The 24,946-nt window shown below is 63.5% G+C and carries 25 protein-coding genes; 14 read left to right on the top strand and 11 right to left on the bottom strand.

All coding sequences use genetic code 11. The features are described 5' to 3' along the window. The 3 genes from rpoD to MTR64_RS03170 form a co-directional block, all read right to left on the bottom strand. A partial coding sequence (rpoD, locus tag MTR64_RS03180) for an RNA polymerase sigma factor RpoD (protein WP_243990690.1) occupies positions 1–1,670 on the bottom strand: 1,670 nt, incomplete at its 3' end. 57 nt (positions 1,671–1,727) lie between these two features. Beyond that, the gene (gene dnaG, locus MTR64_RS03175; RefSeq protein ID WP_243990688.1) at positions 1,728–3,596 is read right to left on the bottom strand and encodes a DNA primase; all 1,869 of its coding nucleotides are present in this window, start codon (positions 3,594–3,596) and stop codon (positions 1,728–1,730) included. Between the two features lie 25 nt (positions 3,597–3,621). Next, positions 3,622–4,074, bottom strand: a complete 453-nt coding sequence (locus MTR64_RS03170; RefSeq protein ID WP_243990685.1) for a GatB/YqeY domain-containing protein — start codon at positions 4,072–4,074, stop codon at positions 3,622–3,624. A 161-nt stretch (positions 4,075–4,235) separates the two neighbouring features. On the opposite strand from MTR64_RS03170, the gene carA reads away from it, so the two are divergent. The 5 genes from carA (at position 4,236) to greA (ending at position 10,032) form a co-directional block, all read left to right on the top strand. Continuing rightward, positions 4,236–5,402 carry a glutamine-hydrolyzing carbamoyl-phosphate synthase small subunit gene (gene carA, locus MTR64_RS03165; protein ID WP_243990683.1) on the top strand — a complete coding sequence of 389 codons (1,167 nt, stop codon included), beginning with the start codon at positions 4,236–4,238 and terminating at the stop codon, positions 5,400–5,402. A 32-nt stretch (positions 5,403–5,434) separates the two neighbouring features. Further along, the gene (locus MTR64_RS03160) at positions 5,435–5,698 is read left to right on the top strand and encodes a hypothetical protein (RefSeq protein WP_243990673.1); all 264 of its coding nucleotides are present in this window, start codon (positions 5,435–5,437) and stop codon (positions 5,696–5,698) included. Further along, positions 5,695–6,072: a hypothetical protein gene (locus MTR64_RS03155; RefSeq protein WP_243990671.1), complete on the top strand. Its 378-nt coding sequence runs from the start codon at positions 5,695–5,697 to the stop codon at positions 6,070–6,072. The genes MTR64_RS03160 and MTR64_RS03155 overlap by 4 nt, the downstream gene beginning before the upstream one ends. Before the next feature lie 53 nt (positions 6,073–6,125). Then, positions 6,126–9,449 carry a carbamoyl-phosphate synthase large subunit gene (gene carB, locus MTR64_RS03150; RefSeq protein WP_243990669.1) on the top strand — a complete coding sequence of 1,108 codons (3,324 nt, stop codon included), beginning with the start codon at positions 6,126–6,128 and terminating at the stop codon, positions 9,447–9,449. A gap of 106 nt (positions 9,450–9,555) precedes the next feature. Further along, on the top strand, positions 9,556–10,032 hold the full coding sequence (greA, locus tag MTR64_RS03145; protein ID WP_243990665.1) for a transcription elongation factor GreA: 477 nt from the start codon (positions 9,556–9,558) through the stop codon (positions 10,030–10,032). Positions 10,033–10,129: 97 nt separating this feature from the next. Here the strand turns inward: greA and MTR64_RS03140 are convergent, their stop codons facing one another. From MTR64_RS03140 to MTR64_RS03120, 5 genes are all read right to left on the bottom strand, one after another. Continuing rightward, positions 10,130–10,351, bottom strand: a complete 222-nt coding sequence (locus MTR64_RS03140; RefSeq protein ID WP_243990664.1) for a DUF4170 domain-containing protein — start codon at positions 10,349–10,351, stop codon at positions 10,130–10,132. Positions 10,352–10,482: 131 nt separating this feature from the next. Further along, positions 10,483–11,037 (bottom strand): hypothetical protein, encoded by a 555-nt coding sequence (locus tag MTR64_RS03135; RefSeq protein WP_243990663.1) that lies wholly within the window; start codon positions 11,035–11,037, stop codon positions 10,483–10,485. Beyond that, entirely contained in the window at positions 11,024–11,347 is a 324-nt protein-coding gene (locus tag MTR64_RS03130) for a hypothetical protein (protein WP_243990662.1), read from the bottom strand. Before MTR64_RS03130 ends, MTR64_RS03135 begins: the two co-directional genes overlap by 14 nt. After that, positions 11,347–11,742: a phage holin family protein gene (locus MTR64_RS03125; RefSeq protein ID WP_243990661.1), complete on the bottom strand. Its 396-nt coding sequence runs from the start codon at positions 11,740–11,742 to the stop codon at positions 11,347–11,349. Before MTR64_RS03125 ends, MTR64_RS03130 begins: the two co-directional genes overlap by 1 nt. Positions 11,743–11,760: 18 nt before the next feature. Then, positions 11,761–12,276: a hypothetical protein gene (locus MTR64_RS03120; protein WP_243990660.1), complete on the bottom strand. Its 516-nt coding sequence runs from the start codon at positions 12,274–12,276 to the stop codon at positions 11,761–11,763. Between the two features lie 176 nt (positions 12,277–12,452). On the opposite strand from MTR64_RS03120, the gene eno reads away from it, so the two are divergent. Together eno and MTR64_RS03110 are read left to right on the top strand one after the other, a co-directional pair. Continuing rightward, positions 12,453–13,739 (top strand): phosphopyruvate hydratase, encoded by a 1,287-nt coding sequence (gene eno / locus MTR64_RS03115; protein ID WP_243990658.1) that lies wholly within the window; start codon positions 12,453–12,455, stop codon positions 13,737–13,739. Between the two features lie 196 nt (positions 13,740–13,935). After that, complete coding sequence (locus MTR64_RS03110) at positions 13,936–14,571, top strand: TetR/AcrR family transcriptional regulator (protein ID WP_243990656.1); 636 nt, start codon at positions 13,936–13,938, stop codon at positions 14,569–14,571. Positions 14,572–14,581: 10 nt separating this feature from the next. On the opposite strand, the gene MTR64_RS03105 is transcribed toward MTR64_RS03110, so the two are convergent. Beyond that, positions 14,582–14,731, bottom strand: a complete 150-nt coding sequence (locus MTR64_RS03105) for a hypothetical protein (protein ID WP_243990654.1) — start codon at positions 14,729–14,731, stop codon at positions 14,582–14,584. On the opposite strand from MTR64_RS03105, the gene MTR64_RS03100 reads away from it, so the two are divergent. From MTR64_RS03100 to MTR64_RS03070, 7 genes are all read left to right on the top strand, one after another. Further along, a complete protein-coding gene (locus tag MTR64_RS03100) occupies positions 14,730–15,713 on the top strand; it encodes an MDR family oxidoreductase (RefSeq protein ID WP_243990652.1) in 984 nt (327 codons plus the stop codon). The genes MTR64_RS03105 and MTR64_RS03100 overlap by 2 nt on opposite strands. Before the next feature lie 102 nt (positions 15,714–15,815). Then, positions 15,816–17,528 carry a class I adenylate-forming enzyme family protein gene (locus MTR64_RS03095; protein ID WP_243990650.1) on the top strand — a complete coding sequence of 571 codons (1,713 nt, stop codon included), beginning with the start codon at positions 15,816–15,818 and terminating at the stop codon, positions 17,526–17,528. Between the two features lie 14 nt (positions 17,529–17,542). After that, positions 17,543–17,971, top strand: coding sequence for a nuclear transport factor 2 family protein (locus tag MTR64_RS03090; protein WP_243990648.1), 429 nt, complete (start codon positions 17,543–17,545; stop codon positions 17,969–17,971). A gap of 64 nt (positions 17,972–18,035) precedes the next feature. Continuing rightward, positions 18,036–18,482: a MarR family winged helix-turn-helix transcriptional regulator gene (locus MTR64_RS03085; RefSeq protein WP_243990646.1), complete on the top strand. Its 447-nt coding sequence runs from the start codon at positions 18,036–18,038 to the stop codon at positions 18,480–18,482. 158 nt (positions 18,483–18,640) lie between these two features. Next, on the top strand, positions 18,641–19,381 hold the full coding sequence (locus MTR64_RS03080) for an SDR family oxidoreductase (protein ID WP_243990644.1): 741 nt from the start codon (positions 18,641–18,643) through the stop codon (positions 19,379–19,381). A gap of 64 nt (positions 19,382–19,445) precedes the next feature. Then, positions 19,446–20,927, top strand: a complete 1,482-nt coding sequence (locus tag MTR64_RS03075; RefSeq protein ID WP_243990637.1) for an aldehyde dehydrogenase family protein — start codon at positions 19,446–19,448, stop codon at positions 20,925–20,927. A 76-nt stretch (positions 20,928–21,003) separates the two neighbouring features. After that, positions 21,004–21,735: a TetR/AcrR family transcriptional regulator gene (locus MTR64_RS03070; RefSeq protein WP_243990636.1), complete on the top strand. Its 732-nt coding sequence runs from the start codon at positions 21,004–21,006 to the stop codon at positions 21,733–21,735. Positions 21,736–21,824: 89 nt separating this feature from the next. Here MTR64_RS03070 and MTR64_RS03065 read toward each other — a convergent pair whose 3' ends face one another. Both MTR64_RS03065 and MTR64_RS03060 read right to left on the bottom strand, forming a co-directional pair. Further along, positions 21,825–22,649: an enoyl-CoA hydratase/isomerase family protein gene (locus MTR64_RS03065; protein WP_243990635.1), complete on the bottom strand. Its 825-nt coding sequence runs from the start codon at positions 22,647–22,649 to the stop codon at positions 21,825–21,827. A 12-nt stretch (positions 22,650–22,661) separates the two neighbouring features. After that, entirely contained in the window at positions 22,662–24,872 is a 2,211-nt protein-coding gene (locus tag MTR64_RS03060) for an acyl-CoA dehydrogenase (RefSeq protein WP_243990634.1), read from the bottom strand. Positions 24,873–24,946 lie beyond the last annotated feature (74 nt).

Here is a 24,946-nt window from a genome sequence, read left to right as displayed (position 1 = left end):
TTGCGGACCTTTTCGAGCGGCATCGACAGGCGCTCGGCCATTTCCTCGGGCGTGGGCTCGCGGCCCTGCTCGTGGAGGAACTGGCGGCTGGTGCGCACCAGCTTGTTGATCGTCTCGATCATGTGGACCGGGATACGGATCGTGCGCGCCTGGTCAGCGATCGAGCGGGTGATCGCCTGACGAATCCACCACGTAGCGTAGGTGCTGAACTTGTAGCCGCGGCGGTATTCGAACTTGTCGACCGCCTTCATCAGGCCGATGTTCCCTTCCTGAATGAGGTCGAGGAACTGCAACCCGCGGTTGGTGTACTTCTTGGCGATGGAAATCACGAGGCGCAGGTTCGCCTCGACCATTTCCTTCTTGGCGATGCGCGCTTCACGCTCGGCCTTCTGCACCATGTTGACGATGCGGCGGAATTCGGGGAGTGCCATGCCGGTTGCCGCCGCGATGTCGGCAACTTCGGCACGGATGCGCTCGACCGGGTCGGCTTCGTTCTCGGCGAAGGCGGCCCACTTCTTGTCTTTCTTCGCCATTTCCGGAAGCCAGGTGTCGTCCAGTTCGCGCCCGACGTAGGTTTCCAGGAAGTCCGCCCGTTTGACCTTGTGGCGCTCGGCCAGACGCAGCATCTGGCCACCGAGCGTGGTCAGGCGGCGGTTGTAGGCATAGAGGTTGTCGACCAGATATTCGATCTTGGTCGCGTGGAACTGCACCGATTCCACCTGCGCGGTCAGGTCCTCGCGCAGCTGCTGGTACTGGTCTTCCTTGGCGGCCGGGAAGTCGATGCCAAGGCCAAGTGCATCCAGACGTTCGGACTGGAGCTTCTCGAATGCCTGGAAAAGATCGGTGATTGCCGCGAATTTCTCGAGCGCCTCGGGCTTGAGCGCCGCTTCCATCTGGGCGAGCGAGAGAGTGTTGTCCTCCTCGTCGTCCTCTTCCTTGCGGCGCGAGGAGCCTTCCTCGCCGTCTTCGTCGTCGCTGGAGGTATCTTCCTCTTCCTCGTCGTCATCGTCCTCCTTGTAGGAGGGGCCGGCGGTGGCTTCGCTGATTTCGCCGTCGTCGTCGCCTTCCCCGTCCTCGTTGAGGTTCTCAGGCGCCGGCTCCTTCGAGAGCATGGCGTCGAGATCGAGGATCTCGCGCAACTGCATTTCGCCGTTGTTGAGCGCTTCGGACCACTGGATGATGGCATGGAAGGTAAGCGGGCTCTCGCACAGGCCCAGGATCATCATGTCCCGGCCGGCTTCGATGCGCTTGGCGATGGCGATTTCGCCCTCGCGGCTGAGCAGTTCGACCGCGCCCATTTCGCGCAGGTACATGCGCACCGGGTCGTCGGTGCGCTCGACGGTTTCCTTCTTCTTGGTGTCGACGACCATCTTGGGCGCCGATTCGTCCGAATCGACTTCCTCGACCTCGTCCTCGTCGTCCTCGCCCTGCGCGTCCTCGTCGTTCTCGACGATGTTGACGCCCATTTCCGAGATCGCGGCCATGATGTCCTCGATCTGGTCGGTGGACATCTGGTCCTGCGGCAGGGCCTCGTTCAGTTCGTCAACCGTGATGACGCCGCGGCGCTTGGCGCGCGCGATCAGCTTCTTGATCGACGCTTCGTTGAGGTCGATCAGCGGTGCGTCGTTGCCGTCGATGTTGTCGCCGCCGGTATTGTCGTTTTTGCTCATTCTTCCGCCGTTAAATCGTGCTGCCCCGGAACCGGATATATAATTATACAATCCGGACTAGGACGCATGTCTGTTCGCCATTTGCCTGAGGCGACTTTCAAATTCCAGCTTTCTCTTGAGCAGGCGCTGCTGCTCGGCAAAAGACTCCTCCGACAGCTCGCTTTCGAACCGCGCAGTGGCCTGTGCCAGAGCCGCCTCCAGAACCGGACGCTCGACCAAGAGATCAATGGCCTGACCCAGTTCCTCTGCCGCCTGATCCGCATTTGCGCCGGGGGCCAGAAAGCCGAAGCGAAGGCCCGAATATTCAGCGGTTCCGGGAACTTCCAGACCATTTGACTGCAATATGGTGGCGAGGGTGTGGCTTTCAAGCACATCCGTGGCATCGCTGCACTCAAGCAGCGTGAAAAAACGCGGATCGAGGTCAGGCGTGCGAGCAAGTGCTTCTGCGTGGCGGGAAATCAGCTCCGGCCAGCGGATCAGTCCGGCCAGCACGGCATTGGACAGCGCGTCACGCGAGCCGCCTGCCATGGCCCTGCGCAGCCGTTCGAGAGATTCGGGCGAGGAGGGTGTGGGAGCAGGGCGGCCGGGCTGCCACTTTCCGCCGCGCGGCCGGGGCTGGAAGGCCGGTTTGCCAACGCCGCCCTCCCAGCGGCTCTCGCGTTTGGGAAAAGCAAAGGCGGAATAACGGTCCTGCAACTCGCGGCGGTAGAGACTGGCGATGTCGGGATGCTGGATTGCGTCGACATGTTCCATCAGCCGTGCCTTCAGGCCTGCCTTGTCCTCGGGTGTGCTGAGCGGCTGGGCATCACGTTCGACCTCCCAGAGCACGTCGATCAGCGGCCGGGCCTCGCCGAGCAGCGCTTCCATGGCCTTTGCGCCCTGCGCCTTGATCAAGTCGTCAGGATCGAGTCCCTCGGGCAGGCGTACGATGCGCAGCGAGTGGGCCGGGCGCAGCAAGGGCAAAGCGCGGGTGATGGCCCGCATCGCCGCGCGCTGGCCTGCGGCATCGCCGTCGAAGCACAGGATGGGCATTTCGACGTGGCGCCAGAGCATCTCGATCTGGTTCTCGGTGAGCGCCGTGCCGAGCGGGGCGACGCATTCGGCGATCCCGGCGGCCGCCAGCGCGATCACGTCCATGTAGCCTTCGACCACTACCATCCGCCCCGAATGACGTGCTGCGGGCGCGGCGCGGTGGAGGTTGTAGAGCGTGCGCCCCTTGTCGAAGAGCGGGGTGTCGGGCGAGTTCAGGTATTTCGGGGCATCCGTCTTCTCTTTCGAGAGGATGCGTCCGCCGAATGCGATCACGCGCCCGCGCGCGTCCTCGATCGGCAGCATCAGGCGGCCCCGGAACCGGTCATAGGGATCGCGGCCCTCGACCTCGATTCTCAGGCCTGCCTCAATCAGCATCGGCTGCGGGAAGCGGGACAGCGCCTCCTTCAGCGCCTGCCGCCCCTCGGGTGCATAGCCGAAGCCGAAACGCTGTACGGTTTGCGCATCGAACCCGCGCGTCGCAAGATACCGCCGCGCCGCGTCGCCTTCCGGACCCGACAGGTTGTGCACGAACCATTCCTGCGCGGCGGCCATCACGTCGTGAAGCGAGTCGCGCTTTTCCGCTGCCTTCGCCGCGCGCGGGTCGGGCGCGGGCACGTCCATGCCCGCCTCGGCTGCCAGTTCCTTGACCGCGTCCATGAAGGCGAGGCCCTGGTGGTCGGTCATCCAGCGGATGGCATCGCCATGCGCGCCGCAGCCGAAGCAGTGGTAGAAGCCCTTCTCGTCGTTGACGGTGAAGCTGGGGCTCTTCTCGTTATGGAACGGACAGCACGCCTTGTACTCGCGCCCCGCCTTCTGCAGGCGCGTCGAACGGCCGATCAGCGTCGAAAGCGTGACGCGGGATCGGAGTTGATCGAGCCATTGCGGAGTCAGCACGGGACCTGCCGCCCTTTCTAACGCTTTAGCTCAGTGCGGCCTTCACCCAGCCGCTGGCCTTGCCCATGTCGAGCTGGGCACTGTGGCGCTCCTTGAGCAGGCCCATGACCTTGCCCATGTCCTTCATGCCCGCCGCGCCCGTTTCGGCCTTGATCGCTTCGATCGCGGCCTTCGTTTCCTCTTCCGACATCTGGGCGGGGAGGAATTCCTCGATCACGATGAGTTCGGCCTTTTCCTCTTCGGCCTTCTCGGGGCGGCCGCCTTCCTCGAACAGCTTGATCGATTCGCGGCGCTGCTTGACCATCTTCTGCAGCACGTCGATCACCATGGCATCGTCGTCCGGCGTTTCGGCCGCGGTGCGCAGCTCGATGTCGCGGTCTTTTACTTTGGCGAGAATGAGGCGCACGGCGGCAAGGCGCGGCTTGTCACCGGCCTTCATGGCGGAAATCTGTGCGGCCTTGATCGAATCGCGAATCATTGTTTTTCTATTTTCCTGGTGCATTGTGAAACGTGGCTGCGCAAAAGTTAGCAAGCCGCGCGCTAAATTGCACCCTCGCGCCTTGACGCCATGCACAACCGTGTCTAGCGGGTGAGCCTTAGCACTCATCGTCAGAAACGTCTCAAACGGAGCGACCCATAATGGCCGACGCCGCATCTTCGCTTGCGCCCAAACCGGAAGGGGCGACAGGCGTCCTGGTACTGAGCGACGGCAGCGTCGTCTGGGGGCGTGGCTTTGGTGCCACCGGCGAGGCCGTGGGCGAAGTCTGCTTCAACACATCCATGACCGGATATCAGGAAGTGATGACCGATCCGTCCTACGCCGGGCAGATCGTGACCTTCACGTTCCCGCACATCGGCAATGTCGGTGTGAACGAGGAAGACCTGGAATCGAAGGTCGAGGGCGCCGTCGGCTGCATCGTGCGCGAGGACGTGACGCTCGCTTCAAACTTCCGCTCGCACGGCGAATTCGGCGACTGGCTGGCGGGCAAGGGCAAGATCGGCCTTGCCGGGATTGATACCCGCGCGCTCACCCGCCGCATCCGCCTCTCCGGTGCGCCCAACGCAGTGATCGCGCATGATCCCAAGGGTGCGTTCGACATTCCCGCGCTGCTGAAGAAGGCGCAGGAATGGCCGGGGCTGGAAGGCATGGACCTTGCCAAGATCGTGTCCCGGCGCGCGAAGGAGGACTGGGAAGGGTCCACCTGGACGCTGGGCAAGGGCTATGGCCGTTCGCCGCACGATGCGCGCCCGCATGTGGTCGCGATCGACTATGGCGCCAAGGACAACATCTTTCGCAATCTGGTGAAGGCCGGCGCCCGCGTGACAGTGGTGCCCGCCGAGACGCCGCTGGATAAGATACTCGAACTGTCGCCGGATGGCGTGTTCCTGTCCAACGGTCCGGGTGACCCGGCGGCGACCGGCGCGTATGCGGTGCCGGTAATTCAGGCCCTGCTGGAACGCGATATCCCGATTTTCGGCATCTGCCTTGGCCACCAGATGCTCGGTCTCGCGGCTGGGGCAAAGACGGCCAAGATGTTCCAGGGCCATCGCGGCGCCAACCACCCGGTCAAGCGGATGGAAGACGGCGTGGTCGAGATCACGTCGATGAACCACGGCTTCGCGGTCGACAACACCACGCTGCCCGACAGCGTGGAGCAGACCCATGTGTCACTGTTCGACGGTTCGAACTGCGGCATCGCGATCAAGGGCAAGCGCGCCTTCGGTGTACAGTATCACCCCGAGGCGAGCCCCGGGCCACAGGACAGCTTCTACCTGTTCGAAAAGTTCGTGGACATGCTGGTTTGAAGCACGCAGGCGCCTTGCTTGCGGTGGCCTGCATGCTGCTCGCGGCGTGCGAAATGAAACAGCCGCCGGCACCTGCACTGCTGAGTGAGGCGAAAGTGGCGACAGTGGCCGCAAAGTGCGGGGTTTCCGCCAAGACGATCAAGGTTGAAGTGGACAAGGTGAAGTTTGACCCTCCGCATGGCATGCCGCAAGCGAAGAAGGCCTGCGTATTGGGCGAATTGCGGGCGCGTTTGCCGCAGGTCAGCATCGACTACGCAGTTAAGATCAAGGGACAGACCGAGAGAGACAAGCCATGAGTGATCTTACCGACCACATGATCGCCTACTACGTTGCTGGCCCGGCCAACGACCTCAACATCGCCACGCGCTGGTATCCCTATGGCGAACTGAGCCTCATCATCGAGGACAAGTTCCAGATCGCCACGCGCAAGTTCGGCCTGAAGGTGCGTGCGCAGTCGAAGGCGGCGGGCCAGCAGTTCCTCGACGCGATGATCGGGAAGGGTGCCTGGGCGACCACCGAAAATGAGTTCGGCGGCAAGATGCACCAGTTCCAGGCCGACACCTTCCGTGCCGTGATCAAGGACATGCAGGCCAGTAATGCAATCATCGCCCAGGCCGAAGCCGAAGGCCCCGAATTCTGGGACAAGGCGTTCGGCGAACTGGTCGCCTGACCGTTCACAAACGAATACATACAAGCACCAAGAAGCCAGGATAGCCCTTTCCCATGCCCAAGCGCACAGACATCTCCTCGATCCTCGTTATCGGTGCCGGTCCGATCATCATCGGTCAGGCCTGCGAGTTCGACTATTCGGGGACCCAGGCGATCAAGGCGCTAAGGGAAGAGGGCTACCGGGTCGTTCTCGTGAACTCGAACCCGGCCACCATCATGACCGATCCGGACATGGCCGATGCCACCTATGTCGAGCCAATCACTCCGGAAGTCGTCGCCAAGATCATCGAAAAGGAGCGCCCCGACGCGGTGCTCCCGACGATGGGTGGGCAGACGGCGTTGAACTGTGCGCTGGCCCTGTTCGAGGACGGTACACTCGACAAGTTCGGTGTCACCATGATCGGTGCCAATGCCGATGCCATCGACAAGGCCGAGAACCGCACCCGCTTTCGTGAGGCCATGGACAAGATCGGACTCGAATCCGCGCGTTCGGGTACCGCGCATACGCTTGACGAAGCCTTTGCTATTCTGGAGCGCACCGGCCTTCCATCGATCATCCGTCCCAGCTTCACGCTCGGCGGCACCGGCGGCGGTGTGGCGTACAACAAGGCCGAGTTCGAGGCGATTGTGCGCTCGGGCCTCGACGCCTCGCCGACCACCGAAGTCCTGATCGAGGAGTCGCTGCTCGGCTGGAAGGAATACGAGATGGAGGTCGTGCGGGACAAGCACGACAACTGCATCATCATCTGCTCCATCGAGAACGTGGATCCGATGGGGGTCCACACGGGCGACTCGATCACGGTAGCGCCGGCCCTGACGCTGACCGACAAGGAATACCAGATCATGCGCACGGCCTCGATCGAGGTCCTGCGTGAAATCGGTGTCGAAACAGGTGGTTCAAACGTACAGTTCGCTGTCAATCCGAAGGACGGCCGCCTGATCGTCATCGAGATGAACCCGCGTGTGTCGCGCTCGTCGGCGCTGGCCTCGAAGGCCACCGGCTTCCCGATCGCGCGCGTCGCAGCGAAGCTGGCGGTGGGCTACACGCTCGACGAGATCATGAACGAGATCACCGGCGCCACGCCGGCCTCGTTCGAGCCGACCATCGACTATGTCGTCACCAAGATCCCGCGCTTCGCGTTCGAGAAGTTCAAGGGCGCCGAGCCGCTGCTGACGACTGCGATGAAGTCGGTCGGCGAGGTCATGGCGATCGGCCGCAACATCAAGGAATCGATGCAGAAGGCGCTGCGTGGTCTCGAGACCGGGCTCGACGGCTTCAACCGCGTGCCTGAACTCGAGGGTGCGGGGCGTGACACGATCACCGCAGCGCTGTCGAAGGCGACGCCGGAGCGCCTGCTCAATGTCGGGCAGGCTTTCCGCGAAGGCTTCGCAGTCGATGAGATCCACGCGATCACGCACTACGACAAGTGGTTCCTGCGCCACATCGAAGAGATCATCGCCGAAGAGGTGAAGATCATGAAGGACGGGTTGCCGATCGACGCGCAGGGCCTGCGCCGTCTCAAGGGCATGGGCTTTTCCGACAAGCGTCTGGCGACGCTGGCTGTTCGTTCGGTCGGCGTGGCCGGAGGCCTTGGCGAGACCCAGGCCAAGCGCTCCGGCCTGCTGCACGACGCACTGCGCGCCATGGCCGGTGCAACCAGCGAGGACGAAGTGCGTGCGCTGCGCCGCAAGCTGGGGGTCCACCCGGTGTTCAAGCGCATCGATTCCTGTGCGGCCGAGTTCGAGGCCGTCACGCCCTATATGTACTCGACTTACGAAGTGCCCAGCTTTGGCGCGCCCGAGGACGAGGCGATGCCGTCGGATCGCAAGAAGATCGTGATCCTAGGTGGCGGCCCGAACCGCATCGGACAGGGCATCGAGTTCGACTACTGTTGCGTCCACGCCTGCTTCGCGCTCGCCGAAGCCGGTTTCGAGACGATCATGGTCAACTGCAACCCGGAGACCGTCTCGACCGACTACGATACCTCCGACCGCCTCTACTTCGAGCCGTTGACGGCCGAGGACGTGCTGGAGATCCTGCGCGTCGAGAAGCAGAACGGCGAACTGGTCGGCGTGCTTGTCCAGTTCGGAGGCCAGACCCCGCTCAAACTCGCGCAGGCGCTGGAAGATGAGGGTATCCCGATCCTCGGTACCTCGCCCGACGCGATCGACCTTGCCGAAGACCGTGAGCGTTTTGCCGCTCTCGTCGAAAAGCTTGGTCTCAAGCAGCCCGCCAACGGCATCGCCCGCAGCCGCGACGAGGCTGTCGCGGTCGCCAACCGCATCGGTTACCCGGTGTTGATGCGCCCCAGCTATGTGCTGGGGGGACGCGCGATGGAGATCGTCGATTCCGAGCAGCAGCTCGACGACTACATTGCCACGGCCGTGCAGGTTTCGGGTTCGAGTCCGGTGCTGATCGACCAGTATCTGCGCGATGCGATCGAGTGCGACGTCGATGCCTTGTGCGACGGCGAGCAGGTCGTCGTCGCCGGAGTCATGCAGCACATCGAGGAAGCAGGCATTCACTCCGGTGACAGCGCTTGTACCTTGCCGCCCTACAGCTTGCCGGCCGATATCATCGCCGAAATGGAGCGCCAGGCCGAAGCGCTGGCGCTGGCGCTGGGCGTGCGCGGCCTGATGAATGTGCAGTTCGCGGTGAAGGACGGCGTGGTCTACCTCATCGAAGTGAACCCGCGGGCCTCGCGCACGGTGCCGTTCGTCGCCAAGGCCATCGGCCAGCCGGTCGCCAAGATCGCTTCGCGCGTGATGGCGGGCGAGAAGCTCGCCACGTTCCCGCCATTCAAGCGGGATCTGCCCTACATGGCGGTGAAGGAGGCCGTATTCCCCTGGGCGCGCTTCCCCGGCGTCGATCCGGTGCTCACGCCGGAAATGAAGTCGACGGGCGAAGTCATGGGAATCGATGGCGATTTTGCTACCGCGTTCCTCAAGGCGCAGCTCGGCGCGGGCATGAAGCTGCCGGAAAGCGGGACGGTGTTCGTCTCGGTCAAAAACAGCGATAAGCCGGTCATCCTGCCCGCAGTGAAGGAACTGGTCGCCAACGGCTTTCGCATAATCGCGACTGGCGGCACCCAGAAGTATCTCACCGATGCCGGTTTGCCGGTGGAACTGGTCAACAAGGTGGCCGAAGGCCGTCCGCACATTGTCGACAAGATCGTCGATGGCGAGATCGCGCTGATCTTCAATACGACCGAAGGCTGGCAGAGCCTTAAGGACTCGCAGTCGATCCGCAGTTCGGCTCTGACCGGCAAGGTGCCGTACTTCACGACAGCGGCCGCCAGCGTGGCGGCGGCACAGGCGATTTCCGCCTTGCGTGGCAGCCAGCTTGAAGTGCGCTCGTTGCAGGATTATTATAACTGAAATCGATCTTGCTCTCCCACATCGCTGCAGATCGGCCGGCCCCTTGAGGGGCGGGGCAGCCGAGTAGTCGCAGCGTTCCGGAGAGCAACAGGAGGAAGATAGAAGAATGGCCAGTATCGAAAAGCTGCCGATGCTTGCGGAAGGCTATGAAAGGCTGACCGCGGAACTCAAGGCGCTGCGCGAGGAACGGCCCCGCATTGTTGACGCCATCGAGGAGGCACGCGCCCACGGCGACCTCTCGGAAAACGCCGAGTATCATGCTGCGAAGGAGCGTCAGGGGCAGGTTGAAGCGACCATCGGTGATCTTGAGGACAAGGTCAGCCGTGCGCAGATCATCGATCCCACCACGCTTTCCGGCGACAAGGTGATCTTCGGGGCGACCGTGACCTTGCTCGACGATGACGACAAGCCCGTGCGTTACCAGATTGTCGGCCCGTACGAGGCGGACGCCAAGGCCGGGCGCATCAGCTACAACTCGCCGCTGGGCAAGGCGCTGATCGGCCGCAAGGTCGACGACGAGATCGAAGTGACGGTGCCGTCGGGCGACAAGTTCTACCTCGTCCAGAGCATCGAATTCATCTGACCGGCGCGGGTCTGATGGACCCGCACCGAACAACAAGAAAAGGGCCGGCATCGCTGCCGGCCCTTTTCTTTGTCCTGGGCGTGCGCGAAGCCGCGCCTCAGCCTTCGGGCAGCTCGGGTTCGAGCAGCCGGTGCAGGTGGACGATCACGTACTTCATTTCCGCATCGTCGACCGTACGCTGGGCCGCAGACTTCCAGGCGTCCTGCGCTGCGGCGAAGTCGCCGAAGACGCCGACAAGGTCCATATCAGCGAGATTGACGAACTCAAGGCTGCGCGGGTCCTTGACCCGCCCGCCCATGACAAGATGTAGCTTTTGCATCGGAGAGGGCCGCTTTCCTGATTGGGAGGAGAGCGGCCCCTATAGTTTTAGCTAGGGCAATGAGCAAGAGCGGATCGCAGGTGCGATGCACTTTAATAGATAATGCAAACCATTATCAATAATGGCCGTTTCTAGTGCGTCATGCGCTTCCTGAGGTCGCTGATCGCAGCGATCACCCTTTGCGAGCGACCGTCTGCGTCTTGACCGATCTCCATGGCCTTTTCCGCCGCTGTCTCGCTCAGCTTGCCAGTCCGCTTCGCGGTTGCGCGGCCGAGTGCACTGGCGGCCGCGACGGCGGCGAGCCCGTACTTTTCCAGCTGTTCTGCGGCCAATTGGCCTGCATCTCCTGCCTTGCTGCTCAGCAGCGACGCCTGCGTCTTAGCTCCAGATCCGAGATCGTGCGCTTTCTCACCAGCGTTGCGGCCAAACATGAGCGCGGCGGCACCCGCAGCTTCGGCGAGGTTCAGGGCCTTGCCCAGCGCCTTGCGTCCGGTCTTGCGCGGCAGCAGGGCACTGATCGCTACGCCGACGGCCACCGCTCCGGCGGCGGTGAGCACGGGATGGCTTTTGACGAACGTCAGCACTTTCTCCGACGGCCGCGGTTCCTCGACTGCGGCTGGCAGGGGGACGACATTGTTCGCCATGGGCGAGGGGGTGACGGGATTCGTCGGCTCAGTCTTGGTCACTGCCCAGTTCCTTCACTTTGTCCAGCAAGGGCTCGAGCGCCTGCCCGCCCCAGCTGATGATCGTGGTCCTGAATAACCAAAGCAGCAAAGCGGCAATGGTTCCGCCGATGACGCCGGGGTGGCTTTCGGCGACAGCCACGGCTTCGTCGAACATTCCCTTGGCGTGCTCCATGGTCTCGTCGGCGATGCGCCCTGCGATGCCGCGCTCTTCCATGTCCGCCTTGAGGGCGGCGTAATGCGTGTCGAATGCGGTTCGGGCCGCGTCGCGCGCCGCGCGGTCGGAGAGGACCTGGTCTGCAAGCTTGCCCATCAGGTGCTCTTCTCGTCGCCGATCACGGCCATCATCCGTTTCAGCTTCGACCGGGCGGCGAGCGCGCACAGCCCGGCCAGCAATATCAGTCCGAGCGTTACGGCCGCCATGGCGCCCCACAGACCCAGCAGCGGCCCAAGGGCGATCACGGTTCCTGTCACCAGTGCCACGACGGCAAAGAATACCAGCACTGCTGCCACCACGAGCAGCCCGGCAATGCCTTTCGTTTCCGCACCGGCATAGGCAGCACGCGATTTCTGGAAGGCGAATTCGGCCTGCGCCAGAACCTTTGCCTCGTCGGCAAGCTGGCGCAGGTCCTCGGCGAACGAGAGCCCCCCGGCAGCCTCGGCATTCGCGTCGGCGAGGGGAGCTAAGTCTTCATTGGAAGGCTGCATTGCTTCGGTCGTGCGGCCTTATTTGCTCTTCTTGAACAGGCGGCCGAACAGGAAGCCGGCTGCAACGGCCATGCCGACCGCAAGGCCCGGGCTCTTGCGCACGAATTCCTTGGCGTCCTCGCCCAGTTCGTCGAGCGACTTTTCGTCCAGCCTGGCGGCTGCGTCCTGCATCGACTTCGAGGCGCTGCGGGCATAGTCGCCATACTTGGGGCCGACCTTGTCATCGATGAGGGCGACATTCTCGTCGATCATCTTGGACAAGCCGACGATCGCCTGGCTGGTGCGGGTCTTGCCTTCGTTGGCATATTCGGTGGCCTTGACCTTGGCGTCGGCGGCAAAGGCGTTTGCCTTGTCCTTGGCTTCTCCCGACTTGCTTTTTGCTTCGCCGGACCAGTCGCCGGTGGTCTTGGTGATCTTTTCCCGGTACTCGCCGGCCAGTGCCTGAGCACCGGCCTTGGCTTCTTCCATGGCCTTGGTGAAGTGATTCTTGGCGTTGGCGGTGCCGTCTTCAGTAGGGGCTACGGGATCGACCATGGCGGTTTCCTTCCTTTTTGGGCTCGTGGTGGGAGCTGATTACCCTATAGATGGTATGTCTATAGCGTAACACAACTTGCGTGATATTGCTGCAACGCAACTTGTCAGGCCGGGTTCCCCCGCTTAGAGCGCCGGAAACGGCGCGAAGCTGCGCCGGCAGGAGGAGACCCGTACCCATGACCGCGATCATCGACATCCACGGCCGCGAAATTCTCGACAGCCGCGGCAATCCCACTGTTGAAGTGGACGTGTTGCTGGAGGATGGCAGTTTCGGCCGCGCGGCAGTTCCTTCGGGCGCATCGACGGGCGCGCATGAGGCCGTCGAACTGCGCGATGGCGACAAGAGCCGCTACCTGGGCAAGGGCGTGCTCAAGGCTGTCGATGCGGTCAACACGGAGATCGCCGAAGCGCTGGTCGGCATGGATGCCGAGGACCAGCGCGATCTCGATCTGTCGATGATCGATCTCGACGGTACCGAGAACAAGAGCCGCCTCGGCGCCAATGCGATTCTGGGCACCAGCCTCGCGGTTGCCAAGGCCGCGGCCAACGCCCGCGGCCTGCCGCTCTATTCCTACGTCGGCGGCGTTTCCGCGCATGTCCTGCCGGTGCCGATGATGAACATCATCAACGGCGGCGAGCACGCCGACAACCCGATAGACTTTCAGGAATTCATGATCATGCCGGTTGGTGCCAGTTCGATCGCGGAAGCGGTGCGCTGGGGCTCGGAAGTATTCCACACGCTGAAGAAGGGCCTGTCGGAAAAGGGTCTTGCCACGGCTGTTGGAGACGAGGGCGGTTTCGCGCCGAACCTTGCCAGCACCCGCGACGCGCTGGATTTCGTGATGGCGTCGATCGAGAAGGCAGGATTTAAGCCGGGCACCGACATCCAGCTGGCGCTCGACTGCGCCTCGACCGAATTTTTCAAGAACGGCAAGTACGAGATCAGCGGCGAGGGCCTTTCGCTCGATCCGGTTGCTTTCGCCGACTACCTTGCCGACCTGTGTGCCGCCTATCCGATCGTTTCGGTCGAGGACGGCATGAGCGAGGACGACTTCGAAGGCTGGAAGGCGCTGACAGAGAAGGTCGGCGACAAGGTGCAGCTCGTGGGTGACGACCTGTTCGTGACCAATCCCAAGCGTCTTACCATGGGCATCGAGCAGGGCCTTGCCAACTCGCTGCTGGTGAAGGTCAACCAGATCGGTTCGCTGACCGAGACGCTGGAGGCGGTCTCGATCGCCAACCGCAACGGCTACACCGCCGTCATGTCGCACCGTTCGGGCGAGACCGAGGATTCGACGATCGCCGATCTCGCGGTTGCCACCAACTGCGGCCAGATCAAGACCGGCTCGCTCGCGCGTTCGGACCGGCTTGCCAAGTACAACCAGCTTATCCGCATCGAGGAAGAGCTGGGCAAGGCGGCGCACTATGCCGGTACCGGCGCTTTCGGCCGCCTGAAGATCTGATCCGGCAACCCCCAATGCGGCCCGGGCCGTCGCTGCGCCGGCAGCGATGGCGCGGGCTTTACGGCTCGCTGTCGCGGGCGCGGGGATGGCTATCTAGTCAACATTGTCGATTAGTCGTTTCGCCGTTATGATCGACGCTCAGAGCAACGGGGGCAGGATTATGGAGGCGAGGACGAAGCGCAGGGTGCGGGACCCTGTGGCGACGCGCGAGACGATTCTGGATGCGGCCAGCAATCTTCTGGCCAAGGACGGAGTCGAAGGTGTCAGCCTGTCCGCCGTGGCCCATCTGGCCGCTGTTAATCGCGGCACCGCCTATCAGCATTTTGAAACGCGCGAGAAGCTGATCGAGGCCACGATCCAGTGGGTTTCGGACAAGCTGTTCCGCGCGGTTTTCGGCGATCCGGAAACGATCGGCGAACGTCAGGTTGAGCGGGTGGACGTAGCGGAGCTGACCGACCGTCTGTGTGACTTCGCCATGGAGAACCCGGATATCTGCCGGGTCTGGCTGCAGCAGGTGCTGGCCTCCCCGGACCCCAGTCAGGACCCGTTCTGGCGCGAATACTGCGGTTCGCTGCAACGCTTCGCCGCCACCGATCTGGCCGAACCGGGCATCGATTCCGAAGTGCTGTCGGTCGTCAATCTCGCCGGGGTGTTTTTCTGGCCGATTCTGGCGCGGGCCCATGCAGCGGGAGACGCCGAACGCAGCGAGCTTGCGCGGCGTTTCAGCCACGAGATCCTGCGCCTGTCTATGTATGGCACGATGCGGGCCGAGGCCTTTCCGGGAGTCGCGGAACGGCTGCGCAAGGAAGCGGCCGAAGCCAAGGCCCGGTAACGGACTTCGCCTAGGCGATGCCGCGCCGGGGCGGCATTGACGCGACGGCGCTGATCCCTTTCAGCAGGCGGGTGCAAATCGCGGCCAGCACCTTGCCGGGTATCTGGCCGCGCAAGTGATCGAAGGGCGCTGTGCCGCCGAGAGGAAGGGAGTTTTCCATGTTTTCCGCTATCGTGATCGACAAGACCGACGAAGGCCAGACCGTCACCCTGCAGCAGCTCGACGAGAGCGCGCTGCCCGAGGGCGATGTGACCATCGACGTCTCGTTCTCGACGCTCAATTTCAAGGACGGCCTGGCCATCACCGGCAGCTCGCCGGTCGTGCGCAAGTTCCCGATGGTGCCGGGCATCGACCTTGTCGGCACCGTGACCGAGAGCAGCCATGCCGACTGGAAGGCCGGGGACACCGTTGTCCTTAACGGCTGGGGTGTGGGCGAAGTCCACTGGGGCGGTCTGGCGCAGAAGGCCAAGCTCAAGGGCGACTGGCTGGTGCCGCTGCCTAGCGCGTTCACCCCGGCGCAGGCCATGGCGATCGGCACCGCGGGTTACACGGCCGCGCTGTGCGTTGATGCGCTGATCGACGCGGGTGTGACGCCGGAGCAGGGCGAAGTGCTCGTGACCGGCGCCACCGGCGGCGTTGGCTCGGTCGCCATCGCGCTTCTCAAGAAGCTGGGCTTCTCGGTCGCCGCGCTCACCGGCAAGCCTGCCGAGGCCGATTACCTCAAGGCGCTGGGCGCCGAGACCATCATCGACCGCGCGGAAATGTCCGAAAAGGGCAAGCCGCTGCAGAAGGAGCGCTGGGCCGGTGTGGTGGATACCGCCGGCAGCTTCACGCTCGCCAATGCCTGTGCGCAGACCCGCTACGGCGGCGCCGTCGCGGCTTGCGGTCTGGCGCAGGGCATGGACCTGCCCGCCACCGTGATGCCGTTCATTCTGCGCGGCGTCTCGCTGCTGGGTATCGACAGCGTCATGGCGCCCAAGGCCAAGCGCCTGAAGGCGTGGGACCGTCTCGCCAAGGATCTCGATCCCGCCGCGCTGGAAACCATCGGCCAGACCATCGGTCTTGGCGATGCCATCGAGGCCGCGAAGAAGTTCATGTCGGGCGAGGTCAAGGGCCGTTACATCGTCGATGTGAACGCCTGATCAGCCGATCGGCTTTGGCCCGGCAGCTGCCACCGGCAGTGCCGGGCCTTACCGCGCCGCCTGGCGCGGGCTGTATGACATAACCGGAACGGGACAGGACAGATGACAGCGAAGGTCGAAGTGGTGGACGGCATGTCGGTGGTGCGCGGGATTCCGCTTACCGAGGAGCCGGGCATCGGAGCGCTGACCCTTGCCGGCCTGATCCGCGAGGTGTGCGAGGCGCATGGGCCCAGGGAGGCTCTGGTCCTCCATCTCGACGGCGAAGTGATCCGCTGGACCTATGCCGAGCTCTGGGACAAGTGCATGGCGGTTGCCCGGTCGCTGGTGGCCTGCGGCGCCGGCAAGGGAACCCGTGTCGGCGTGATCGCTACCAACCGGCCCGAATTTCTCTCCAACGTCTTTGGCGCGGCGCTGGCAGGGTGTGTTCCTACTCCGATCAGCACATTCTTCACCCCGGCAGAGCTCGACGAGGTTCTGACCCTCTCGGGCGTCTCGATTCTGCTTCTTGAGCGCAAGGTGCTCAAGAAGGACTACGGCGAGATGCTCATTGGCCTCGAACCTGCATTCGCAGGCGGCTCGCCCGGGACCGTCCGTTCCACGCGCTATCCCTTCCTCACGCATGTGGCGTTCATCGACAGCGATGAGACGCAGGGGGGCATCGAAGGCACTGCGGCGTTCCTGGCCCGCGGGGAGCAGGTTGATCCCGCTCTCGTTGCAGCCCGGGCCGAACAGGTTTCGCCCGCCGATCCCGGAATCCTGCTGTTCAGCTCGGGATCGACGGGCAAGGTGAAGGGCGTGCTGTCGGCCAATCGCAGCGCGTGCCTGCAGGCCTGGCGCTGGGCGCAATGGTACGATCTCGATGAGGCGCCGCGCACCTGGGCCGCCAACGGTTTCTTCTGGTCGGGCAATTTCTGCCAGGGTATGGGCGCAACGCTTGCGGCTGGCGGTGTGCTCGTGCTTCAGCGCTGGTTCGATGCGGAAGAGGCGCTCTCGCTGATGGAGCTGGAGAAGGTGACGATGCCTGTCGCCTGGCCGCACCAGTGGGCCCAGCTCGAAGCGGCGCCGAACTATGCCAGCGTCGATCTGTCGAGCTTCAAGTATGTCGATAAACGCACGACGCTGGCGCGCCATCCGACCGTGCATTCGACGTGGTGCCAGCCGGAATCGGCCTACGGCAATACCGAGACCTTCACGCTCATTACGGTCTATCCCGCGAATACTCCCGAGGAAGAGACCCGTGGCAGCCATGGCCTGCCGACCGCCGGTTCGATCATCAAGATCGTAGAGCCCCTGACCGGAGCGACGGTTCCGGTCGGCGAGCGCGGTGAAATAGCCGTGAAGGGGCCGACGCTGATGCTCGGATATCTGGGCAAGCCGCTGTCGGAATCGGTCGATGACGAAGGCTTCTTGCGCACCAGCGACGGCGGCTATGTCGATGCCGAGGGCCGCCTGTACTGGGAAGGCCGCCTGAACGACATCATCAAGACCGGCGGCGCCAATGTCTCTCCGCTGGAAATCGACGCGGTGATCCGCGAATGCCCGGGCGTGAAGATTTCGCAGACCGTCGGCGTGCCCGATGACCTTCTTGGCGAACTGGTCGTTTCGTGCATCGTCCCGCATGAAGGCGCCAGCCTCGACGATGCCGCCATCCGCAATTTCGCCAAGGAAAAGCTCGCCAGCTACAAGCTTCCGCGCCGTGTGCTTTTCGTCGAGGAAAGCGACCTCAAGACGACCGGCAGCGCCAAGATCAAGACGGCGGACTTGCGCAAGCTCGCTGCCGAGCGGCTTGAAGCCATGGATGCCGCCGCCGGCTGAACGGGGAAGAGATAATGACCCAAGCGCAAACGCCCGGCTTCGCCGACTGGCTGGCAATCTGCAATCTCAAGGCTGCCTATTGCCGGTTGCTCGATACCAAGGACTGGGAAGGCTGGAGCCAGCTTTTCACCGAGGACTGCGTGGTCGATACGCGTCCCAGCGGCGGGCCGCTGGAAGAAGGGCGTGAGCAGTTCGTGGCGATGGTGCGCCACTCGCTGTCCGACGCCAAAACCGCGCATCAGGTCCATTCGCCTCAGATCACCGTGGACGGAGACCGCGCCGAAGTGGTGTGGGCGATGCAGGACCGGGTGGTCAAAGACGATTTCGGCCTGACGGGCTATGGGCACTACCACGAGATTTGCGTGCGCACGGCCGCGGGCTGGAAGATCGCGCACCAGACGCTGACACGTCTGATCGTTGAAATGGACCCCAGGCCAGCCTGAACCGGCGCCGCGGCGGGCAAGAATTATCTGGTCAATACTAAGCAAGCCTACTAGTTCTCGCGCGATGGAACGCAGGGTGGGCACGGTCCTGGCACAAGTCGCGCGGCTCATGCGCCGCGCTTTCGATGAACGCGCTCGGGAGATCGGGGTTACGCGGCCGCAGTGGCAGGTTCTCAGTGTGCTCATGCGGCACGAGGGCATAAAGCAGGGCGGCCTTGCCGAAATCCTTGAAGTCGAGCCGATTACCGCGGGCCGGATGATCGACCGTATGCAGGACGCGGGCCTGGTCGAACGCCGTTCCGATCCGGCGGACCGGCGCGCCTGGCGGCTGTTCCTGACCGCGCGCGGGCGCGAGATGGTGCAAAGGCTGCATCCCCTTGCCATCGAGACCTCCAATGCCGCCCTGAACGGCATTTCGCAGGAAGATCAGGCCGACCTGCTGCGCATTCTGGACACGATGCTGGAAAATCTCACCGGCAGGCCTGCCGCGGCGGCCTCCTGGGAGGACTGATCAGGTATCGCGCGGGCGTGGCCCGGCGTGGGTCATGCCAACTATCGCGACTGCGATAGGCATCGCCTTGCCGAGTGGCTATCTAGTCTGGAAATCAACCCGGCGCGTTTTGATTGGCATGTCGCCATGGCGCTGGATTTTGAACTTGGGAGGGTACTTTGGGCAAGACTGTCGTCATCACCGGAGCCGGTGCGGGCCTTGGCAAGGCATTGGCCTGCCGCTTTGCCGCCGAAGGTGAAACCGTGATTCTGCTGGGCCGGACACTTTCCAAGGTTCAGGCCGTTGCCGATGAACTGGGCGGCCCGGCGATGGCCGTGGAATGCGACGTCGGCAGTGCCGATTCCGTGCGCGCCGCCTTTGCCACCATCGCGCAGAAGCACCCCAAGATCGATGTGCTCATCAACAATGCCGCGGTCTACGAGCCGTTCACCGTTGCCGAGGCGACGGACAAGCAGATCGACTCGATCATCGCCACTAACCTCAACGGTCCGATCTACTGCTGCCGGGCTGCGATCCCGATGATGGAAGCGGGCGCGCAGATCATCAATGTGGGCAGCGAGTCGGTTGCCGTCCCGTTCGTGATGCTGTCGCTCTATCAGACAACCAAAGCCGGCCTTGAGATGTTCAGCTCCGCCCTTGAAGCAGAACTGGAAGAAGCCGGCATTCGCGTCACGACCGTGCGCGCCGGGCCGATGTACGACGAAGGCAAGGAACCGCCGAACTGGGACCAGCAGGCGGCGATGCGCTTCCACATGGGCTGTGTGAAGAACGGCATCGATCTTACCCAGCGGCCGGTTTCGCATTCGAATTCGGTGACCGGGGTGTTCCGCGCCGTGCTTGACCTGCCGCCGGACGTGAAGCTCTCGCTCGTCACGGTCGGTGCCCGCAGACCCTCCTGAGCAATCCGCCCAGATTTATCCGCAACGTCTCTGACCTGTTTCGACACTTGCCAAGGAACACCCCATGACCACCCTTCCTGATGCCAAGCTCTACATCGACGGCAAGCTGCGCGATGCCACCGGTGGCGGCACCTTCGATGTCATCAGCCCCTGGACCGGCGAGACTGTCGGCAAGGCGGCCGATGCCACCGCCGAGGACGTCAACGCCGCGATCGCCGCGGCCCGCCGCGCGTTCGACACCACCGACTGGTCGACCAACACGGAAAAGCGCGTGGCGCTGGTGAAGAAGTACCGGGAGCTGTTCGAAGCGAACCGCGCGCGTCTGGGCGACTTGGCGGTGCATGAAGCCGGTGCGGCGCTCGGTGCCGTCAACAAGGCTCATGTCGACATGGCTCTGGACGGCTGGGACGACTACATGGCCGTGTTCGACAAGATCGATTGGGAAGTCGACTACGGCGAGAAGCCCGCGTTCGGCATGATCCACAAGCGGCTCGGCCTGCGCGAGGCGATCGGCGTCGTCGGCGCGATCACGCCTTGGAACGTGCCGCTCTATGTCAACATTGGCAAGGTCGTCGCGGCGCTGCTCGCTGGATGCACAGTCATTCTCAAGCCCGCACCGGACACGCCGGGCATGGGCGCGATCTTTGGTGAGCTGGCCAAGGAAGCCGGCTTCCCGGATGGTGTCTTCAACGTCGTGTTCGGCGCCGATCCGGCGCTGGCGGGTGAAATGCTGGTGACTGATCCGCGCGTCGACCTGATTTCCTTCACCGGTTCGACCGGCGTCGGCAAGCGCATCATGGAGCAGGGCGCCCCGACCCTGAAGCGCGTGTTCCTCGAACTGGGCGGCAAGTCGGCCAAGATCGTGCTCGATGATGCGCCGAACTTTGCGATGGACGTGGGGATGACTATCCTCGTCTTCCACGCCGGACAGGGCTGCGCCGTGCAATCGCGCCTGCTCGTACCGAAGAGCCGCTACGAAGAAGCCAAGATGATCCTGCAGGGCGCCTATGGTCAGTTCGGCGACAACTGGGGCGATGTCAGCAACCCGGCGCACATTATGGGCCCGGTTGTTTCCAAGCGCCAGATGGAGCGCGTGAAGGGCTACATCGATCTCGGCAAGGAAGAGGGCGCAACGCTCCTCGTGGGCGGCAACATCCGTCCGGACAAGGGCGGCGGCTACTTCGTCGAGCCGACCTGCTTTGTCGATGTCACCAACGACATGCGCATCGCGCAGGAAGAGATCTTCGGTCCGGTGCTGGTCGTCATTCCCTACGAGGATGACGAAGACGCCATCCGCATCGCCAACGAAAGCTCGTATGGCCTTTCGGGCGGCGTCTCGGGCAGCCACGACCGGGCCATGGCCGTGGCGCGCCGGATCAAGACCGGCTCGATGAGCGTGAACAACGGCATGTGCATTGCCGGCGACATTCCCTTCGGCGGCTTCAAGGCCAGCGGCATGGGCCGCGAATGGGGCGTCGAGGGCATTGAGGAATACACCGATATCAAGATGGTAGCCTGGCCGGTCGGCATGGCCGAACCGGCTTGATCTAGAATATTGATACGATGGGAGGGCGGCCGAACCGGGCTTGCCCTCCCAGGAACTTTGGGGGATGGGTGTGGCGATGGAACAGGAATCGCCCAGTCTGGCGGGGCTGCCCCCGCAGCTGGCTGCTGCTGTAACTGATGCTTGCGCGTCAGTGAGCCATAACCTCAATGGCCAAAAGCTTGGCCGCAAGGGCAGAGTCACGCGTGAGCGCATTCTGGCGGCGGCGATCGAACTGATAGATTCGCCGGGTGAACCCGTGACGCTGAGTTCGGTGGCGCGCCGGGCATCGCTGGGCATGACCTCGCTCTACAACTACTTCACCGATCTCACGGAACTGCTGCTCGCGGTGCTGGAGCCGGTCATGGCGACGGCCGAGGCTGCGTATCTGCATCTCCTGCGCGAACGCTGGCCGGATGATGAGTTGTTCGATTGCTGCTACCGCTTTGTCCGGGCCTATCACGATTTCTGGCTGCTCCATTCGCGGCTGCTGCACATGCGCAATGCACTGTCTGACCAGCGCGACGCGCGGATGCTGGCGCACCGGATCGACAGCACGCGGCCTATCATTTCCCTGCTCGTGAACCAGATGGGCCGCGAAACCCCGTCGGACGGTGCGGATACCTCCATGGCAACGATGGTTATGATCGGTGTCGAACGATCGATCACGGTCGCAACCGATCAGGACCTTCGGCGGGAGGTCGGCATGGGGCCGCACATCAGCGAAGACCGCTTCCTCGTGCCCGGCGCGCGGCTGATGGAACTGGCCATCCGCGACGGCCGTTCGGGATCACGCTACCTTTCGCACTGACCATTTCTGTGCTGCGTCCATGCGGCATACAAAAAAGCCCGGCCGGTCCAAACCGTGCCGGGCTTTTTGCCGGGGCATGAAGCAGGCGGCTACTTCTTCTTGCCGCCCACGCCCTTCAGGTATTGTTCCATGCCATTGATGAAGTCGGGATTGAGCATGAGGCTCGAATTGGCCATGCGCTCGACATGCCGCGAGGAATCGCGGCCGACTTCGGCGCACAGCTCGATGGCGACTTTCGCCGCGCCCATCTGCTCGCCGTTCTGCTTGGCCAGGTGACGGCAAAAGTCCATCACCTCCTGCTCGAACGTCTCGTCCTCGTAGACCTGATGCACCAGTCCCATGGTAAAGGCCATGTCTGCCGGTGCCGGCTTGTTCGCCATGATCAGCCAGCGCGCCCAGTGCGGACCGCAAATCCGCGTGAGGCGCGAGACGCCGCCAGAGGCCGGCAGGACGCCGAAGAGCCCTTCGGGAAAGGCGTAGCCGGCGCTCTTGGCGGCAAGGCGGAAATCGCACGATAGCGACATTTCGAGCCCGCCGCCGACACACATCGCATGATGCGCCACGACGATCGGCTTTTCGATATGCTCCATCTCATCCCACAACTGCTGCATGTTGTTGAGGTTGAGTCGGTGGTTTTCGCGGATGCCGCGCGCGGAGCTGCTTCCGTAAACCGGAGAAACGACGTTCTGGTTGCCGCTGCGAAGGTCCGCGCCGGAGCTGAAATAGCGCCCGGTGGAGCGGATCAGCATGACCTTGAGTTCTGGCGTATCGCGCAAGCGCAGTACGGCCTCTGTAAGCAGGTCCATCATGTCACGGCTGATGGCATTCAGCTTGTCGGGCCGGTTCAGCGTGCAGATGATGATGCCCGGCTCGGACGTGTCGTCGATCAGCAGGTGCGGCGCTTCTTCAGACATGCTTCCCCCTCCTCAATTGCGCGACCGCGGCAGGCCGAGGCCCTTTTCGGCGATCATCGAGCGGTGCACCTGGCTGGTACCGCCGTAGATGGTGGTGCCGTGGGCATGGCGGTATTCGAGGTTCACGACACCTGCCGCGCCCTTGCGCTTGGAGAGCGAATAGGGCGCCGTCAGGTCGAGCAGGTCACGCGAATCGATGATGAAAAGCTCGGATGAGAACATCTTCGCCATCGGGCCGTAAGCACCGTTGCCCTTGCCGTGGACCTGGGTCCAGTTGGCGCGGTAGGCGATGAGTTCGGCAGCGAGAACATTCGCGTAAGTGCGTGCCAGCCGCGTCTGTGCCTTGACGGTATCGATCAGCTTGCCACCGCCCGCCACCGGGATTTCCTGGCACAATTCGACCGCGCTTTCGAGCAGCACGCGCTGCACCTTCGCAAAGCCGCCACCGTGCTCCAGCTCAAGGCTGGCCGCCATCGTGCGGCCGCCGCCGTTGATCTCGCCCAGGCGCCAGGTGTCGGGGATACGCACGTTGTCGTAGAAGGTGACGTTGGTACGCTCGTCCATGAACGTGTGCACGCCCTGCACAGTGACGCCTTCGGCCTTGAGCGGGACGATGAACATCGTCAGGCCCTTGTGCTTTGGCGCGTCCGGATCGGTGCGGCACAGCATCAGAACGTAGTCGGTGAGGTTGGCGCCGCTGGTCCACATCTTGGTGCCGTCGATCAGCCAGGAGCCGTCGTCCTGCTGCGTCGCCTTGCACTGCGCTGCGAAGACGTCCGAACCGCAGCCCGGCTCGGAGTAGCCGAGCGAGCAGATTGCGTCGCCCGACATGACCTTTGTCAGCACGTCGCGCTTCAGCTCGTCGGTGCCGAACCGGTAAATGATCAGTGCGACCATCTGCGCCACGCCTGCGACGGGATTGTTCCAGCCCTCTTCCTCGAAGGCATCGCGCGCGGCGGTCACCTCGTAGGGCGAGAGCCCGCGGCCACCGACATCCTTGGGCAGCTGCAGGTAGGCGAGATTGGCCTCGACCAGCTGCTTGTGGATGACCGGGTTGTGGCCTTCCCACGAGTAGTGGAATGTCTCGCGTTGCTCGTCGGTGACGTTGCTGGCGAAGAAATCGTGGATTTCCTGCTGGATCGCGCGGGCATCCTCACCGAGGTCAAACTCGACCGGAACTTCGCCGACGTCGGGCAGGCTGGCAGGTTCACCCGCATAGAGGCGCCGTCCGGCTTCGGTGAGCCAGTCCTCGGGATCGCCAGCGACCAGCGGCCAGGCCTTGCCCCGCAGGTTGTAGAGGTGAATGTCGTGTTCGACGGTCAGCCCGATGCCGCCGAAGGTCTGGATGGCGTGCCGTCCGGTACGGCCCGCGGTTCCGGCGGCATACCACAGTGCCAGCGAAACCTGTGCGCCTGCAGCCGCTTCACCATCGGCAATCGAGCGCATCGCCTTCCAGGCGAGAAACTTGGTGGAATCGATCTCGCAGATGAGGTCCGCCATCGGGTGCGACAGCGCCTGGAAGGTGCCGATGAACACCCCGAAGGCCTTGCGCTCGCCCGCATATTCCGCAGCCATCGTCAGCGCCTGACGGCTGAGTCCCGAAAGCGCCAGCGCCATCAGCAGCTTCCATTCCTCGACGCAGCTGGCGAACGCTGCCAGCGCGTCGTCACCGCTCCCCAGAACGGTGGTTTCCAGCGCGCCCAGGTCGAGTTCGGCGATGGGGGTCGAAGCCAGGTTAGGCTCCGCGATCCGCGCGTCGGCCGGAACCGTGACCAGCACGACGTCGCTGCCTTTGCGGGCCACCACGGCGTCGGCCACCAGGCCGCCGGCAATCCACTGCTTCGGGAATTCGGCCGCGTCCTGCATGGCCAGCGTCACGACCTTTTCACCGCTGATTGCGCTTTCGAGCAGTTCGTCCTGACCGCCGAGGAGGCCGAGCAGGCGTGCTGCCACCAGGGCTTCAGCCAGCGGGCCCGATGCCAGCGTGCGGCCGGCTTCTTCCATCAACAGCCCGGCGTCGAAAAGGCCGAGGCCCATGCCGCCGGCATCCTCGGGGACGCGCATGGCGAACGCGCCAAGTTCCGCCAGGCCCGCCCACATCGCGGAATCGAAGCCGCCTGTTTCCAGCGCCTTGCGAATCTGGGCGGGGCTTGAGTTGTCGTCAAGGAAGCGCGCGAACGTGTCGCGCATCATTTCCTGTTCGTCGGTGAGATCGAAATTCATGACAGGCTATCCCGGGGCTTATTGTTGTCGCTCGGTTCGGCGCGGGACAGGCCCGCGTGTTGATTGGTCCTGAC

This window comes from Novosphingobium album (ex Hu et al. 2023), from assembly GCF_022832385.1.
Lineage (GTDB): Bacteria > Pseudomonadota > Alphaproteobacteria > Sphingomonadales > Sphingomonadaceae > Novosphingobium > Novosphingobium album.
Note: the sequence above shows the minus strand (reverse complement) of the source record. Positions and strands in the feature narration are given on the sequence as shown.